The organism is Rathayibacter sp. PhB179 (assembly GCF_004345345.1).
Taxonomy (GTDB): domain Bacteria; phylum Actinomycetota; class Actinomycetes; order Actinomycetales; family Microbacteriaceae; genus Rathayibacter; species Rathayibacter festucae.
The window spans coordinates 84,936-102,142 of sequence record NZ_SLVD01000002.1 but is presented as its reverse complement, the minus strand read 5'-3'; the positions used below and the strand labels follow the sequence as shown (position 1 = coordinate 102,142).

The following is a 17,207-nucleotide window of genomic DNA, read 5'->3' as shown; positions in this document are numbered from 1 at the left end:
TTCATCAGGGATGAGCAAACGCTCACATCATCTCAGAGGTGACCTGTGGAACCGAACTCCCGCTTCGATTTCCCACGGCGGACGTTTCTTGGCGGCGGACTGGCAACGGTGCTCCTCGCGGCAGCCGGCGATGCGCTCAATGCTCCGCGCGCAGAGGCCGACGAAATTCATCCTCGTCTGATCGTGACCGGATCCTTCTTCGACGATCTTCGAGCGAGGGCTGCTACTGATAAGAGGATCGGAACTACAGCAAGTGTGCTGATCTTTCAGGCAAAGGCTCTCTCGGATATCTCTACCAATCCTCTCCCTAGTTACGGGGTTTCCGATGGCGTTCGCATGCTCGAGCAAGCTCGTTCAGTACTCGACAGGACCTACAAACTCATTTTCGCGTACCACTTCGCGGCAGATGAGGCGACCAAGGCTCAGCTCGGGGAGAGGCTGTGGAAGGAGCTGGAGGCCGCGGGGAACTTTCCTGATTGGAATAACACGCGTCACCTTCTCGACACCGCAGAGTTGTCGCATGCCTTCGCTGTCGCGTACGACTGGATGTATCCCTACTGGAGCCCGGAGCGAAGAGTTTTTCTTCAAACAGCGCTACTGCAGAAGGCACTGAGGCCGGCGGCGGCGCTCTACTCCTCCGGTACCGCCGGAACGTTTCTCGAGGACGGCACGAACAGGACGCTCGTGACGAACGCCGGTTTCGGCCTGGGGTCGCTGGCCGTTCAGGGTGATGTGACTGATTCCGCCACCGTGCAATACGTCCTCGACAACGCGGTGTCTCGATTGTCAGCTGGTGCCGGTCAGCTCGCGCCGGACGGCGGCTTCGCTGAGGGCCTCGCCTACTTCGTCTACGGTGTGGGGTACTTGGCGACGTTCATGGCGGCGCTCCGCAGCGTGACCGGCGGGTACCGCGGTCTGGATTCGATCGTCGGCCTCTCCGACTCCGGCCTCATGCCGATCCATCTCACCAGCCCGAGCGGCGATACGTCTTTCAACTTCGGGGACGCGGGAGAGCAATCGTCGCGCTATCGGAGTCCCGAGCTTCACGCTTTGGGAGCGATCTTCAATCGTCCGCTCTACGACTGGTATTCGGAGTATGACACTCCCGCTGAGGCGGAGATCGTGGATACCAAGGCGCTCCTTTGGTATCAGCCTGAGGCCGTGACGGTGAATCCCGTCTCCGGGACGTTGCCTCTCGATCGGTCCTTCCTCAACGGTCAGGTAGTCTCCATGCGCCAGAGCTGGGAGCAGCCGCTCGCAGCTTGGGTGGCAGTCAAGGCTGGAACGCCGGCCTCGAGCCATGGAGACGCCGACTCAGGGCACTTCGTCTTCTCGGCGCGTGGGCAGCAGTGGGCATTGGACCTCGGGATCGAGAATTACGACCTGCCAGGAATGGGTTCGGCGACTGCAGAAACGGTCAACCGCTTCTTCTACTACAGGAAAAAAGCTGAGGGTCACAACACTCTTGTCTTCAATCCGCGTCCGGGCCCGGATCAGGTCGCGAAGAGTGCGACGAAATATACGACTTCGATCTTCACGCCGGAAGAGGGAATCGCAATAGCCGACCTCTCGTCCGCGCAATCTGTCGTGACGAAGTGGTTGCGGGGTTTTCGCCTCTTCGATCAGCGCCGGCAGCTTCTAGTGGAGGACGAGGTCAGCTCGGGGTCGGTCTTCGAGGTGTGGTGGCTGATGCACACGAAGGCAGTCATCACCATCGCCGCTGACGGTAAGTCGGCGACTCTGTCGCGTGGCGATCAGAAGCTTCTCGCTCGGATCGTCGGAGACGCGGGACAGTTCGTAGATCTGCCGGCGGAACCGATGCCTTCGATGTCCAATCCGGATGGGCAGACGACCAATGACGACGTCCGTCGTCTCGCCATCCAGTATTCCGGCCGGTCCGAGTACAGGATCGCAGTCCAGCTCACTCCTGTGCGAACCGGAATGACAAATGCTGCGGCGGTTGTGCCGCGTCCTCTTCAAGAATGGTCATCGAACCTTCCGAGCGGGGCTCCCGCGCGCGCAACTTCCGTGTCAGTGAACAGTAAGAAACTGGCTTCTTTCCGATCGGACACATATTCATACGAACTCGAGGTTGCGATCGGAGGAGGCCTTCCCAAGCTCGCGGCCACAGGTGCGTCTGTGACAGTCGTGCAGCCCACGTCTGTACCAGGCACGGGACGAGTGACAGCGAAGGAGTCGGGACGGTCTACTACGGACTATGTATTCAACTTCACCCGCGGATCGCACGCGATCAGCGGGGTCAAGCAGATCAGCAGCGACTCCGGACATGACGTTTCGAACACGATCGACGCCACGAATGCATCCGCATTTGAGCGAAACAGGGCGGACGCGTGGCTGCAGTACGACATCGGCGGACAGAAGACCATCGGTAGTGTCTCCGTGGACTGGTTTCCCAGTGAGAGCAGTCAGTACGGTGATCCCGCGACCATTCGGTCGACCGTGTTCGAGATTCTCGTATCGCCCGACGAGCTCTCCTGGTCGAAGGTCTACAGCGGTAAATCGACGTCTTCGACTAGGTCTTCGGAGGAGAATTATGCCTTCACCGCCGTCGTAGGACGGTTCGTACGTCTACTGATGCGATCAACCGAGATCAATTCGATCGTGACTACAAAACATAAAGTACGGGACGTCCGCATCTTCGACCGTGCAGTGCCGATGGCTGTCACGCCGGACTACGGTGCTCTGTCATTCTCTGCGGCTGCTGGGTCGAAGACGATCGCCGTGGGCGAGACGACGACGATCGCCGTCTCGGTCGAGAGTCGGGCCCCGTCAGCCAAGATGGTGACCGAGTACTCGACATCCGACCCGACCGTTGCGAAGGTCAGCTCCAGCGGTGAAGTACTCGGAATCGCGCGAGGCGAAGCGACAATCGGGGTCATCAGGCGTTCCCCGGAGCGTCGGTGCACGTGGAGCCGAGTCGCTGTCACCGTGGCCGACTCGTCCGTCCACATCGTTCCCGTGGCAGGAGACGCACACGTCGACCGAGGGAACCCAACGACGAACTATCAGACCTCGACGAGCCTCGCGGTCAAATACCGCAAGAACGATCCGGCTCGGAACAGGGAAGCATATCTGCGATTCGACCTCGCGGCGGTGTCGGGCAACATCATCGGCGCGCGACTTCGATTTGTCGGCGGGACGCTCGATGCCGAGCCGACAGCTGTGGTGACAGCTCACGCGATCACCGGCGAGTGGGACCCTTCCACAGTGACTTGGAGTACGAAGCCGGCCATCGGTCCCGCGCTGGGCTCGACGACGTTGGACGCGGATCTCAACGTTCAGCGGGTGATTGATGTCTCGACTCATTTCACGCAGCAGGCCGGGATGCTGGAGGCGTCGTTCGCGTTGACGGAGGACAACCCTCCCGGTGGATTAGGCATGGCGGTGTTCATCAAGAGCAAGGAGAACGTCACGGCTCCGGTATTGGAGCTGGACGTCGAACCATCGAAGGAGAGTCGCCTGAGCGCTGCAGTGGACACCTACGTCGAGGAGGTGGCGGGCTCCGGACGCGACCGCTCCGGTGAGACCACGCTACGCGTCAACACTGCGACAGCATCGAGGGGCGCCCTCGAAGCCTATTTGCGCTTCGCGCTGCCGCCGGATCTTCAGCTGGAGACCATCGCGACCGCGACTCTCTTCGTCTCTGCTCGCCGGTCCGCGGCTGGAGGGCAGAGCGTTGTGGCGGTGAGCTCGAGCGAGAACTTCACTCAAGGTGGAATCGACTGGAACCGGCGGCCGGCCATCATCGCCGAGATCGCTCGCGGTGGGGTCGTCTACGAAGAGCGATGGATCCGGGCGGATGTGACGAGTCAATTGAAGTCCGCGGTCGAGAGCGGCACGGGAGCTGTGTGTGTCGCTGTGACAAAGGTCAGCGTTGAAGGCGGTGAAGTGTCTCTTCGCTCGAACGAGGCAGACGCGGACGTTCGTCCCTTCATCTCGATCAGCCGGCAGGCGTGAGGAGTGGTGGTGCACAACGCCGCTGCACCAGCGGCCTCGTCGGTTGAGTACTCGGCTAAGCTGGCGCAGTTTGGTGCTCAACGGCGAGTGGTTGGAACGTCTCCGCGCCGCGGGGCACGAATCGAGGGGGCTCAACTGCCGATCGAAGCGCTCGACCGACGGGACGGCGACGGGCGTCCTGCTGCGGTCGTCTGGAAGAACAGTTGGCTGTCGCCATCAGAGACCTTCGTGAGGGATCAAGTCGCTGCGATGCGGCAGTGGCGGCCGGTGCTCTTCGGGATCAGCGTCATGGCTGACGGTTTGCCGATGCCGGTCGACTGTGCGCCCTTCCCGGACTCGAAGGCCGGACTGGTGCTGAGGAAGATCCTCGCCCGCTTCGGCTACCCCGGGGTGTACGACCGTGAGGCTCATAAGAACAACGTTCGACTCATCCACGCTCACTTCGCTGGTGGTGGAATAGCGGCCGCTTCCCTCGCTCGGCGTCTGGACGTTCCGCTTGTCGTGACGTTCCATGGGAAGGACGTGACCGGGGACCCACTTCTTCCTGGAGCGGTGGGTCGGCGTTACCGCCGCAATCTGGGTCGCCTCTTCGACCAGTCCTCTACCCTCATTGCGGTTTCCGAGCACATCCGACGCCGGCTGATCGAGCTGGGAGCTCCGGAGGAGAAGGTCATCGTCCATCGGATCGGTATCCCGCTGCGAGCTGTGAAGGCGGACCAGCGACGTGCCGGCGTGCTTTTCGTCGGGCGGCTCGTCGAGAAGAAGGGTGTTTCGGACCTCTTGAACGCCATGGACCGGCTGCCTTCCGCGCTCCGCGAATCGGTTCCGCTGACGATCATCGGATACGGTCCGCTTGAGGGCGAGCTCCGTCGGCAGGCCGATCGGCTCGGCCTTCCCGATGTGCGCTTCCTGGGTCGTCTGGGTTCAGAGGAGGTCGCAGTGCACCTCGCATCGAGCCTTGTGTTCTGCGCTCCCTCCAAGACGGCTTCGGATGGAGACACCGAGGGCTTGCCAATCTCTCTTCTCGAAGCAGCGCTGCACTCGGCCGCCGTCGTGTCGACTGAGCATGCCGGGATCCCAGAGTTCGTTGCGAGCGGCGAGTCCGGTCTCCTCTCGCCGGAGGGCGACGTCGACTTGCTGACGGTGAATCTCGAAAGGATGCTCAGCGATGCGGCATTTCGAAACAGTGCAGCTGCAGCTCTGCGACGGACGCTCTTCGACGAGTACGACATTGCTGAGCAGACCAGGAAGCTCGAGTCGATCTACGATCGAGTCATCGGCGTTCCGAGCTGATGACGCGATCGTCGAAGGTTGACCATTACTCGGATCAAGGTCTCTTGATAACAAGCCGCACGGAAGATGATCGACCATGAGCTCTCGCAACAGCCTTCGACCGGTGGGAAGATCTAAACCTGTGAACGACGCGGGTCCGGCGGCTGGTGCCTCTCTCGCGACAACGAAAAGTGTGCAGCGACTCGCCCTCTGGTCAAGCCCGTTCATAGTCTTCGGAGTCTTCTACCTCGCAGCCGGAATCGACTCCACCGGGCTCGTTGCTGTTCTCGTGTCGATCTGGGCGCTGGGGTCCATCTATGCCGTCGAAGTGGTCGAGGCGCGGGGATGGGCGGCGACACTCGCCCTGTTCTCGGTCGCGGTGCTCAGCCCGATCAATTCGACGTCGACGGTCCGGGTCATCGGGCTGGCAGCAGCGACGATCGTCATGATATTGGTTCTCTTCAGATCATCTCGACCGAGGGTGCCGAAGTCGGGGCAGATTCGAGCCGGTGCGTGGCTGTTCACCTCGTACGTGCTGATCACTGTCGAGTCGTCAATCGGCGGCCAGACCACGGCGGCCCAATTCCTCGTCTTCCTTCTCGCCTTTCTGGTCGCAGCGGCAGTGTGTACGCTCCGGTTCACTCGGGAGGACGTGCGGACATTCATGTTCGGCATCTTCGGCCTCGCGGTGTTCGAAGTGATACTCGGTGTCATCGAACTCCAAACCGGTCGTGGACCTCTGTGGGCGCTCGTCGGACGGACAGAAGGACCCGGCCTCAGAAACACGTTCCTCGGATCGGGAGATTTCCGCGTTCTCGGCTCGCTCGGCCATCCGATCATCTACGGGATGATCGCCTGCATTGTGATCCTCTTCGCGGTCGACATGTCATTGGCCCTCGCGAGACGCTGGCGAATCGTCTTCGGCCTGGTAGGGGTCACGATGCTCGTGCTCTCGGGAACGCGCAGTGCAGTCGTCGCTCTGAGCGTGACACTGGTTTATCTCTTCATCGTCATCGCTCGCTCAGCCGTCACGCGTCTGAGGAACGCCTTCATCGCTCTGATCGGGACCGCCTTCACCGTGCTGCTCTTCCCCGGCCTTCTCAGCGCCCTGGACGACTCGACGGACTATCTGGTCAATTCCGGGTCCTACACTCATCGTCAAGGAGCTATCGAGGCTATTCCTCGCCTTCTCGCCCAAGAGGATCCGCTTCGCTGGCTGTTCGGTACAGGGTTCAATTCGCTGTCTCGCGCTTACGCCGAGGGTCTTCTGCAGAACGACGGACTGGATGTGCCCGACAACCAGGTCGTCACGTCGCTGGTGACCACTGGCGTGATCGGGCTGCTGGCCGTTGTCGGCCTCTTCGTCAACGCCATCATTCGAGGCTCACGTGCCTTCACGCCTTCGCTCGTGCTGGTAGCGATCATGTTCTTCTCGTTCGACGCCCTCGTCTGGCCGGTCGCACTCCTCCTGATCACGGTCTTCTGGCTCACCCCGAGGGAAGGGGCGGTGCTCGCCGAACCGGACGGCAAGTTAGCGGTGCCGAGCCGCTTCGACCACCGAGGGGCGCTCCGCCCTGCCTTTCGATCCTGACCACTGCACGCACTGAACTTTCGAGGACCTGCTAGATGAAAATTGCTATCACTAACGCCGTGCTGTCCAACACGGGCGATGCTGCGATCTTCCAGGGGATCATCGACTCGCTGGTCCATGCGGGCGTGTGCTCCTCTGACGACGTCATCGTGTTCGACGCGAATGCGGCTGTCACGAGGAGGCTCTACCCGGAGTGGACGATCTATCAGCAGCTCACCGTGGCGAAGCGTAGGAAGCCTGCACGACTCGGGATCCCCCTCCAGAGAGTCCGAGCATCTCTGGGACGGCGACTCGTCCGGCGTGATCCGCTTCTCGAGAGGTTACTTGCTTCTCCTCTTCTGGCCTGGACCGAGTACGCGCGTTCCTTTCGCGCCCTGTCGGCATGCGACCTCGTGATATCGAGCGGCGGGACTTACCTGGTCGACCATTACAACTTCGCTCCGAGGGTGCTGGAGTCGGAGATCGTGCGTGCGCTCGGGAAAGAGCTCATCCTGTGGACGCAGTCGATGGGCCCGTTCGCACGTCCGAGAGCCGCCGCGCAGGCGACGCGAATCAGTGAGCTGGTCGCGGGTGTCTACTTCCGCGATCAGCGATCCTCAGATGCGTGGGGACGTATCGATGTCGGCGGTGTCGTCGGTGACGTCGTCTCCGATGTCGTCTTCGCGCTCGACACACTCCGCGCCACCGGCCCTGACGCCCAGGGCTGGTCCGTGGGAGAGGAAGACGCTGGCGTGACGGCCGGCGGCAGGGCCCTGGTGTCGGTGCGCGAATGGGGCCGAGGTGTCGACTCGGGAGAGATGTCGTCCAACGCCTACCGAGAGATGATGCGCGAGGGCATCCGCACCATCCACGATCTGCAAATCGAAGCTGTCGCCCTGTCGACCTGCCAGGGGGTAGCCAGCTACGCATACGACGACTCCGCCGTAGCGCTCGACTTCTTCCGGGGACTCCCGGTCATCGTCGACCAGGACTTCCACACGCCGCGGCAGCTGCTCGAGGAGATAGCGCAGTCGAGACTCGTCGTCGCTACTCGCATGCATCTCGCGATCCTTGCGCTCATCTCACGACGGCCCGTCATCGCGATCGCCTACGAGTTCAAGACCATCGAGCTCTTCGAGTCGCTGGGACTCGGACATCTGGTGATCCGAATCGAGGACGCCGACCCGGAGTGGCTGAGGCGTACGATTCAGACCGTGGTTGCCGACCCGACGTCGGCGATGTTGAACGAGGACCAGTTGCAGGACCTACGTGCAAGCGCTCAGAAGCCGGCAGTCGCGCTAGCCAGTCGTGGCCGCAGTTGACAGTGGGCAAGGTGAGGACGGACTACGACTATCGGGATGACGATTCTCCAGGAGGTGGAGCGCGCAACGTCCGTTACAACATCCTGGCCCTTGTCGGCCGCCAGGGCCAGATCATCGTCTTCTCGGTCATTCTTGCGCGGATCCTGGGACCTGCGAGTTACGGTGTCGTGGCGCAGGCGAATGTGTACATGGCCTTCGCTGCCCTCCTTCTCGATCAGGGCCTGACTCCTGCCCTCATCAGTAGGAAAAAGGTCGATCGCACTCTCGTCGGTGCCGCGTCGTCAATAAATATCGGTCTCGCTTTCCTTTTGGGCGCAGCGACGATCCCACTCGCTGGTCCGGTGGCTGACTTCCTTCAGACACCGCAGCTCGTCGTCGTTCTTCCGGTGATGGCGATCGGGTTGCTCGTGAAGGGTTTCGCGATAGTTCCTCGCATGCTGTTGATGCGGATGTTGCGCTTCAAAGTCATCGCTGTCGCTGAGACCGTTTCTGCTGCCGTCGGCGGGGTCTCGGGCGTTGTACTCGCACTGACGGGCTTCGACTTCTGGTCGATCGTTGTTCAACTGATGGTGACAGATGCTGTTGCGCTCATTGTCATGTATGTCGCGGCTCGCCCTCCTCTGCCGAACCTGGCACTCGGAACACTTCGAGACACGATGAACTTCGGTATCAAAGTGTTTGCCGGCAATCTGCTCTCCTTCGGTTCGCGAAACATCGACAACCTGCTCGTCGGCAAGTTGTTCGGCGCCACCGATCTTGCGCTGTACTCCTTGGCCTATCGGGTCCTCTTGACGCCTGTCCAGATGATCGGCCAGGCAGTGACGCGTGTGCTTTTCCCCGCCCTGGCGAGAGTGAGAGACGTGCCTGGTGAAGGCGCCCGCCTCATCCAACGCAGCACCGCGACTATCGCCTTCATCTCCTTCCCTCTGATGTTCTTCATCGCGGTGGCGTCCTACGACGGCATTCAGCTCATCCTTGGAGAGGCATGGATCGGAGCGGTTCCGGTCCTGGCCGTGCTCGCTGTGACAGGCGCGCGTCAGGCGGTCACGTCCGTGAATGCGCCGGTCTTGCTGGGGTATGCACGCGCTGACATCCATCTTCGGTTCAACATCCTCGCGAGTGTCGTTCAGATCAGTGGGATCATCATCGGGTCTTTCTGGGGAATGCTCGGTGTCGCGGTCGGGTACACTATCGCTGGTATAGCCCTGATGCCGGTCATCCTCCTCATTCAAAGGCGTCTGGCAGCGCTTCCCGTGCGCCGTCAACTCGGCGCGTTCCTCCCTGCGATGCACGCCGCCACGTGGGCCGCGGGATCATATCTATTGCTCTATCTGATCCCTTTGTATCCGGCCGCGCGCATCGCGGTGGGCCTGCCTCTCTTCCTCGGGGTCTACTCCGCCGTCATGGTGGTCGTTCATCGAGCCGCCTGGCGCACCGCTATCGGGAACGCACTGGCTGTCATCGGCAGATAGAGCGGGGAGCAGCGCTGAACGAGATGTCGAGAGGGAGCCTCGCCGCCTGGCGAGTGTGTCTGATCGGTCGAAGGCTGACGGTCTTCATCCGGCGCGAGGTTCGGTCGCTCGAACGGCTCCACTGATCGCGTTCGATCGCACCGACCATCCTGGACTACCCTCGAAATAGACGCCGTCGGTGATTCCTCCATTACGACGTTCTTCACTGATCTCGTTCGCCAGGATCGTCACAGCGGAAGACGTGGAGCGGTCCGAGTCGGATCTGCCCTGGTTGGATATCCCATAAAGGGCTTGTCCGGCGACGGCGTCCTCGCGGAGGCGTCCCGTGTGATCCGAGAAGGAGATAACGTTGCTCTGCACTCTGATCTCCTGGGCGTGATAAATTGCGATTCCGCCGCGTGTCGAGTCGATGATGCGATTTTCCGTAATCGCGATGTTTTTTGCTGTGTAGTCGTCAGTCCATGTGAACTTATTGGTTCCCCTGGAATATGTCGCTGCCTTGTCGAAGACCCAGCCACAGACCGCTATGCCGAGGTGGGCACCCTCGATCTGATTATGCGTGACTGTGATGTTGCGCGGAGCCAAGGTGAGGTCTATTCCATACGCTCCTGCGTTAGAGACGACGTTGTGAGCGACCCGAACATGATTTGGTCCACGCTCTGCAGTTCCGATGTTACCGCCGACGAGAATACCGCTATAAAAGGAATTGTATATCTTATTCCGCAGGCAAAGTCCGCCCTCGTTGCCTCGCGAGACGGATACTCCGTTATCAGCTGAGTAGACGATGACGTTGTCGCAGAAGTAGACGTTCTCGTTGAACGTGAATCCGACGTCTTTGCATCGTTCGAACCTGCAGTGCGAAACCTTGACGCGGCCATCGGTGTTGAACACTCCGATCGGAAGCTCTTTCGTGCCGTAGACGTGGACCCCTCTGATGCTGACGTCCTTCACCTCTGGGCCCGAGGTGAGTCCCCGGTTCCCAATGAGCTTGACCGCGGCCTTAAGGACACCGGCGTCGTGCGCGGGCCAAGGGCGGCTGTCCCGGAGGCGTTCTGTTGCCTGCGCGTCCGTCAGCTCACTCATCCCTCCTGCGACGGAGAAGTCTTCGAACGACAAGGATCTCACTGCTCTGGTGCTGGCGGCCGACGTGGTGTTCGAGAACACGGCTTCGAGAGGTCCATCGAGCTTGGCGCTCGAGAAGACCGTCTTTCGGGCACCCTGACCGGAGATGGTGATGTCCTGCAGTCCACTGATCTCGAGCGTCTCGGTGATTCGGTATTCGGCTGCGGTTCCGAGGATCCGGCTGTAGCGGCCGGGCCCGTCGGCCACCGCGCGACTGATGGCTGCCTTCCATCTAGCGGTCGGGCTGTCTCCCGGTTGTTCTTCGACGATGAGCACATGCGCGTCGCGCTCGGGGTTCCCAAGGAACTCCACGTCTGCGGCACCGGCCGCGACACCCAACGTCGCCGCTGCCGCGAGTCCTAGGAACAGGCGCCGGCTTCTCTGTTCTTCGCCCACGTCGGGAACCTAGCTCCGGAAGGTGAACGCTCGTTCGTCGGGTACTCGGTGGATTTGAAGCCTCCGAGGGCCACGTGGAGCCGTCTCGCAGATGGCGACCCGAACCAGGCAGCAGCACACCGATCCGAGTTCGTGCGTGAGCAGAACCAGCTCCGAAGCACTCATCGAGCCTTCTGCAGAATCTCGAGTCGCTCGCAGATCCTGTCGACGGATCTATCGATGGAGAGCTCCAGCGCATTCGCCCGAACGTGATCGGAGACCCGACGGCGGAGCTCCGGGTCGCCGTAGAGACCCCTGACCGCAGCGATCCACGGCCCGATCGGCTCGGAATCGAGGACGAACTGTCGAGCGAGGGCTTCGTCGGTGAAGAGGAAGTCTGCTGCTCCGTAGTCCTTCGAGAGGATCACCGGAACCCCGCGAAGGGCTGCCTCGACTGCGCTCCGCCCGAAGGCCTCGCGCAGGGACGTCCCAAGGAAGACTGATGCACCGTCCCACAGTCTGTCGGGCTCCGTCCAACCGCACAGCTCCGCGTTGGGTGGGAGCGTCTGTTGAAGCGAGGACTCCAGTGGGCCACGACCGTAGATCTTCGCTCTGACGCCTAGTGCGCGGACGATCTCCGTGAAGAACGCCGGTCGCTTGTCGACGTCCAGTCGGCCAGCGAAGATCGCATCCCCGTCCGAGCCGAACTCCCCGTGAGAGGTTCGCGCCGCGTGCGGTACGCCGGCCGGAATGAGAGTCGGTTTACGTACAGATCTGATCGCTGCTGCGAGCACCGCGGTGGTCACCCAGACCTCATCAGCCGCACGCATCGCGCGAGCGACGAGGAGGAACTGCACTAGACGCCGAATCACAGTGGCCTCTCCCGCTGCGGGCCAGGGCAGCCCACGCACGAAGGAGACCCAGAGCCCGGGGAGTCCCGATCGAAGCCGGGTCATGGCGACATCGCTCTGACCGATCATGGTGATCACGACGTCCGCCGTCCGCACTTCGGGTCGGGAGAGCAGAAGGTGCTCGATCGCCGGAATGAGTGAGGCACCGTGCTGAGTGATGGTCGTCTCGAAGATGCCATCGGTCGTGTCGGGCGGGCCGCCCGCAGCGCCTGGGCGCATGGCGACGATGCCGTGCCAGTCCAGCCCCTTGGACCGTGCGCTCGTCACGAGATCGTACGTCGAGCGGTAGACGCCGCTCCTCGCGGTCAGCGGAACCGACACGATGCACACTCGCATAGGCTCACCGGCTCCTGACAAGATCAGAGACGAGTTTCACGGTCTCGGTCGCGTAACCCTCGGTCGAGAATCGAGCCACAACACTCTCACGTCCCGCCGATGCGATCAGAGTAGCGCCCTCGGGGTCCTCGATCAGAGCAGCGCATGCATCAGCCAGCCCCTTCGCGTCACCGGGCTCAAAGGTGGAGCCCACCAGGGGGCTGTCAACGATCTCGACAAGGCCTTGAGTCCGAGCGACCACGGTACAACGTGCTGCGGCCATGCCTTCGGCTGCGACAGTGCCGAACGGCTCCACGCGAGAAGGCACGATCACGATGTTCGCCGAAGCGAACGCCCCGACAGGGTCGGGGCTGAAGCCGGCGAACTCCACGTGGTCAGCGATCTCCAATCGTTGCGCGTCAGCTCTGAGCTGCTCGGGAAACCATTCGTAGCCGGGGAAGACATCCCCGACCAGGGTGAGGTGGACCGGGTAGCCCCTGCCTCGGAGGATGGCGGTGGCCTCGACCGCGGTGTCCGTTCCCTTGCGAGGGCTGATCCTTCCTACGAGGAGCAGAACCACCTTCGCTGCCACGGTGCTCGTCGGAGGGACCTCCAGGTACCGCGACCAATCTTTCCCGTTGTACAGCAGCGACGTCTTGGACTTGGTCCAGAGCCCGAAGCGGTGCACGTGCTCTTCGGTCGCCCGACTGTTACAGGGGATGGCGTGAGCGAACGTGAGCGGAAGGGAGAGGAGGCGCTTGAGCAGGTTCGAGAGTTCGGACTCTGCCTCTCTGACGTGAGCGATGACCCCGATGCGGGCAAGACGTCCGGCCGCGATCCACCACGGCTGAGTGATCGTGTTCACGTAGAGCAGGTCCGCGGAGGACCGACGGATCAGGCCGACGGCTCGGATCAGCGTTGCCGGCATCGTCGCGACGAGCCTCAGGAGCTGCAGCGGTCTGAGCAGCGACTTCCTCAGAACGGGGAGCGCGATGATCACCACATCCGCGCCCGCGTCCCTGAACAGATCCAGAAGTGGTCCGTCGTTCGGGACGGCGACGGTCACCTCGAACCCCGTTCGAGTGAGTGCAGCGACGGTCGCAACTGCCATTCGATCGCTGCCGTAGAGCTCCGCACCGGGATGCGCGAGAAGTACTCGGGTCACTTGATGGCCCTTCTTAGAGGGGGTTTTGTGGAGGACATAGAACACGTTTCCCGGGGGATGGCGGGCCTCACTTACCACGGTCGGCTGAGGAACTCTCGCTGTCCTCGTCATGCAATAGACTACATCGGAGAAGCCGGAGCGCCCGTCGTGTGAGTCCGGTTTAGCACCGGTGCTCGAAACGACGGAAGCGTCGTGGAGCCATGCCAGCGATCTGATCTCGATCTATTCATCCTTGATTGCCAGACGAAAGTGGTAGTGAGTGTCTCGTTCCGTCGCCATCATCGGCACTCGCGGCTACCCCAGCTACTACGGCGGCTTCGAGACTGCTGTGCGGAAAATCGCTCCGTATCTGGCGGAGCAGGGATGGGATGTCACTGTCTACGGACGCGATGGCTCGACCCGGCCCGACGACCCTGAGATCGATCGCCGTGTGCGGACCGTCGTGACTCCAGGTATCGAGTCGAAATCTTTGAGCACCCTGTCCTATGGCTTGATGGCCACATTACATGCCTTTTGGAAAAAGCCGGACGTCGCGATAGTCATGAACGTGGCTAACGGTTTCTGGCTCCCGCTCTTGCGTCTCAGGGGGATTCCGACTCTCGTGAACGTAGACGGGATCGAATGGGATCGCGCGAAATGGGGACGGGTCGCGAAAGTGATGTTTCGCGCCGGCGCCAAGATGACTGCCTGGTGGGGAGACCGACTGGTCTTCGACGCACGAGCGATCGGCCAGCGTTGGCGCGACGAGTTCGGTAGAGACGGGGACTTCATACCGTACGGAGGCGACGCTCCGGTCGCGCGAGAGGTCGAAGCTCCGCTCGTCCACCGCGAGTACGCCCTCATGGTGGCTCGTTTCGTTCCGGAGAACACGGTCAGCGAGTTCCTCGACGCTGCGCGGATCATCGCCGAGACGCATGACGTGGTGATTGTGGGTTCTACCGGCTACGGAGGTCCTCTCGATGAGCAGGCTCGACAACTCGGAGAGTCCAGCTCACGCGTCCACTGGCTCGGTCATGTGAGCGATGATGGTCGCCTGTACGCGCTGTGGGCACACGCGGGAGCGTACTTTCACGGTCATAGTGTCGGTGGCACAAACCCTGCGCTCGTGCAGGCGATGTCCTGCGCCGCCCCGACGGTCGCTCGCGACACGGTGTACAACCGAGAGGTTCTCGGAGAAACTGGGCTTTTCGTCGCTCCGACAACCGAGGCCATCGTCGAAGGCGTGCAGAATCTCTTGTCGAACCCTGTCCTGCAGGACCGATTGAGCAGAAGTGCGTTCGAACGCGGTCGGGCGGAGTACTCCTGGGAGAGTATCTGCGCGAGCTACGAGCGAAGCGCACTCGAGACGATCGACGCTTCGCGGAAGCGAGACCGAACATCGTCGCGACGGCAACATCTGTGAACACAGCTCGTTCGTCTTTCCGGCGGGACATCCACGGCCTTCGCGCAGTCGCTGTCGGACTCGTAGTGCTCTATCACGCCGGCGTCCCCTTCCTCGGTGGGGGTTACGTCGGCGTAGACATCTTCTTCGTGATTTCCGGATTCCTGATCACGAGCCACCTGTTGACTCAACTCGAACGGAACGGACGTCTCGACCTGGCGTCGTTCTACGCGCGCCGTGTGAGGCGAATCCTCCCCGTCGCCTTCTTCGTGCTCGTCTTCGCTGTGATCGGGTCGCTGGTTTTTCTCCCGCCCCTACGAGTGTGGGATGCCATGAGGGATGCTGCCGCGTCGGCGCTGTACGTGCCGAACGTGCTCTTCGCGTACGTCGGGACGGACTACTTGGCGGAGACGGCGCCGTCACCGTTCCAACACTTCTGGTCGCTCGGGGTCGAAGAGCAGTTCTACCTGTTCTGGCCGCTCGTACTCTGGCTCGTCTATCGCCTGACCCGCGGCGTGGGCCGGCGGTTCTCCTTGGTCATCGGAGCCCTCGTAGCGTTGAGTTTCGCTCTGGGGCTCGTTCTGACGACGATTTCGCAGCCGTGGGCGTTCTTCAGCTTGCCGACGAGAGCCTGGGAGTTGGGCGTGGGAGGACTCGTTGCGTTAGCGGTGTCCCGGTCGTTCACGCCGTTCTCGTCGGCGGTCAACGCAGTTCTGGGATGGCTCGGTCTCGGTCTCATCCTCGGTGCAGGGTCCCTCTTCGACTCGAGCACGTTGTTTCCGGGCTACGCCGCGCTGGTACCGACCGTCGGCGCAGCGATGATTATCTGGTCGGGTAGCGCTCACATCCAGCGTCCGTGGGGTCCGATCGTGGTTCTCGGCGCTCGGCCCCTGCAGTTCGTGGGGACGATCTCGTACTCGATGTATCTGTGGCACTGGCCGTTGCTCGTGATCCCAGCGGCGGCATCGCTGACACCGCTTCCGATCTGGACCGGCCTCGCGATCGCTGCTCTGACGGTTCCGTTGTCCTGGCTGAGTCATCGGTACATCGAGGAGCCCGCACAGAAGAGGGGCCCACTTGCGCGCGCGCGTCCACGCGCGTCACTCATCGCTGCCTTGGTGACATCCCTTGTCGTCGCGTCGGCGAGCCTCGGAAGTGGGGTGGTGTCCGACGCAAGGCCTCTCGACTCCGGCAGGTCAGCCGCACCGGTCTCGTTCTCGCCGCAGCCCTCGTTCTCTCGGTCGGTTCCCGACAACATGGTGCCTTCTCTTCGCGGTGCCGAGCAGTCGAATCCCGCCATCTATTCCGACGGCTGCCACCTCGACTACGCCGCTACTGACGTGCAGAACTGTGTCTTCGGGGATCCGGACTCACTTGAGACAGTGGCGCTCTTCGGAGATTCTCACGCGGCGCAGTGGTTCCCGGCTCTCTTGGATTGGGCCGACAGAGTCGGGGTGAGACTCGAGACATACACCAAGTCCGCATGCCCCTCCGCAGACGTCTCGACTCAGCTTCTCGGCAATGTTTACTCCGCGTGTGCGGAGTGGCGGGAGAAAGTCACGACGAAGCTCGCCGGCGAAGAAGTGGGACTGTTGATCCTCGCCAATTATTCGCGCCAGGAAGTGCTGACGTCGGACGATAAAAGCATCGCGGATTCATGGCGTGAGGGTGTTGAGTCGACTATTAGTCGAATAGGCGCAGAAAAGGCAGCGGTGATCAGGGATACGCCGTTCATGGGGACTTCGCCGGCGATCTGCCTTTCCGTTCACCTCGATGACTCAGAGCAATGTTCTGTCAGGCGTGCAGCAGCCGAAAACCCGATCGTAGACCGAGCGGAGACAGCAGCTGCCGCGGCAGTGGGGGCTGCTTTGATCGACGTCAACGATTACCTCTGCAGTGCCACGGTTTGCGGACCTATCATCGGAAACGTTCTCCTCTATCGCGATGCTCATCACCTCACAGTCGAGGCGAGTCGAATGCTGAGTGAGCCGCTGGGTCAGCGACTCCTGTCTCTAACGTCAGGCTGATCTGGAGAGCTGTTCTTTTCCTCCGTCCAGGTGCTGGCGGTTGCCGTGAAGAAGCTCTAGCGACCCCGGCGGTCGACTGCCGCGTGAAAGCCCCGCCGCTGCCCGTCGTCGGGGTCAATGTGTTCCTGGTGCCTATCGGCGTCGATGCGGGGGAGTCGCTCTCGCGGGTTCCCAAGGGCGGTGGCGGAGCCAGCCGCAAAGGTTGGAGCGTCCCCGATTTGTACCAGTCCGGCCGCTAACGCCCCGGCGAGGACGAGTGTGAGCAGTGCAACGCGTCGGCCACCTCTCAGTACTGGC

10 protein-coding genes are annotated in these 17,207 nt (G+C 61.9%); 7 read left to right on the top strand and 3 right to left on the bottom strand.

Annotated elements, in window-relative coordinates:
- Positions 1 to 45: 45 nt before the first annotated feature.
- From EDF43_RS04240 to EDF43_RS04220, 5 genes are all read left to right on the top strand, one after another.
- Complete coding sequence (locus EDF43_RS04240) at positions 46 to 3,978, top strand: DNRLRE domain-containing protein (RefSeq protein ID WP_132435764.1); 3,933 nt, start codon at positions 46 to 48, stop codon at positions 3,976 to 3,978.
- A 3-nt stretch (positions 3,979 to 3,981) separates the two neighbouring features.
- Positions 3,982 to 5,271: a glycosyltransferase gene (locus tag EDF43_RS04235; protein ID WP_132435763.1), complete on the top strand. Its 1,290-nt coding sequence runs from the start codon at positions 3,982 to 3,984 to the stop codon at positions 5,269 to 5,271.
- Between the two features lie 121 nt (positions 5,272 to 5,392).
- Complete coding sequence (locus tag EDF43_RS04230) at positions 5,393 to 6,841, top strand: O-antigen ligase family protein (protein ID WP_165909017.1); 1,449 nt, start codon at positions 5,393 to 5,395, stop codon at positions 6,839 to 6,841.
- A 35-nt stretch (positions 6,842 to 6,876) separates the two neighbouring features.
- Positions 6,877 to 8,142 (top strand): polysaccharide pyruvyl transferase family protein, encoded by a 1,266-nt coding sequence (locus EDF43_RS04225; protein ID WP_132435761.1) that lies wholly within the window; start codon positions 6,877 to 6,879, stop codon positions 8,140 to 8,142.
- An 11-nt stretch (positions 8,143 to 8,153) separates the two neighbouring features.
- On the top strand, positions 8,154 to 9,614 hold the full coding sequence (locus EDF43_RS04220) for a lipopolysaccharide biosynthesis protein (protein WP_165909016.1): 1,461 nt from the start codon (positions 8,154 to 8,156) through the stop codon (positions 9,612 to 9,614).
- Positions 9,615 to 9,698: 84 nt separating this feature from the next.
- Here EDF43_RS04220 and EDF43_RS04215 read toward each other — a convergent pair whose 3' ends face one another.
- From EDF43_RS04215 to EDF43_RS04205, 3 genes are all read right to left on the bottom strand, one after another.
- Positions 9,699 to 11,132: a right-handed parallel beta-helix repeat-containing protein gene (locus tag EDF43_RS04215; RefSeq protein ID WP_132435759.1), complete on the bottom strand. Its 1,434-nt coding sequence runs from the start codon at positions 11,130 to 11,132 to the stop codon at positions 9,699 to 9,701.
- Positions 11,133 to 11,293: 161 nt separating this feature from the next.
- Entirely contained in the window at positions 11,294 to 12,343 is a 1,050-nt protein-coding gene (locus tag EDF43_RS04210) for a glycosyltransferase family 4 protein (protein ID WP_165909015.1), read from the bottom strand.
- Positions 12,344 to 12,362: 19 nt separating this feature from the next.
- Positions 12,363 to 13,613 carry a glycosyltransferase gene (locus tag EDF43_RS04205; RefSeq protein WP_132435757.1) on the bottom strand — a complete coding sequence of 417 codons (1,251 nt, stop codon included), beginning with the start codon at positions 13,611 to 13,613 and terminating at the stop codon, positions 12,363 to 12,365.
- Between the two features lie 148 nt (positions 13,614 to 13,761).
- Between EDF43_RS04205 and EDF43_RS04200 the strand changes: the two genes are divergently transcribed.
- Both EDF43_RS04200 and EDF43_RS04195 read left to right on the top strand, forming a co-directional pair.
- Positions 13,762 to 14,904, top strand: a complete 1,143-nt coding sequence (locus EDF43_RS04200) for a glycosyltransferase (RefSeq protein ID WP_132435756.1) — start codon at positions 13,762 to 13,764, stop codon at positions 14,902 to 14,904.
- Positions 14,901 to 16,910, top strand: coding sequence for an acyltransferase family protein (locus EDF43_RS04195; protein WP_165909014.1), 2,010 nt, complete (start codon positions 14,901 to 14,903; stop codon positions 16,908 to 16,910). Before EDF43_RS04200 ends, EDF43_RS04195 begins: the two co-directional genes overlap by 4 nt.
- Positions 16,911 to 17,207 lie beyond the last annotated feature (297 nt).

Excerpts from the sequence above, each read along its gene's own strand:
- EDF43_RS04225 (WP_132435761.1), top strand. The coding sequence starts at position 6,877 with ATGAAAATTGCTATCACTAACGCCGTGCTGTCCAACACGGGCGATGCT.
- EDF43_RS04205 (WP_132435757.1), bottom strand. The coding sequence starts at position 13,613 with ATGACGAGGACAGCGAGAGTTCCTCAGCCGACCGTGGTAAGTGAGGCC.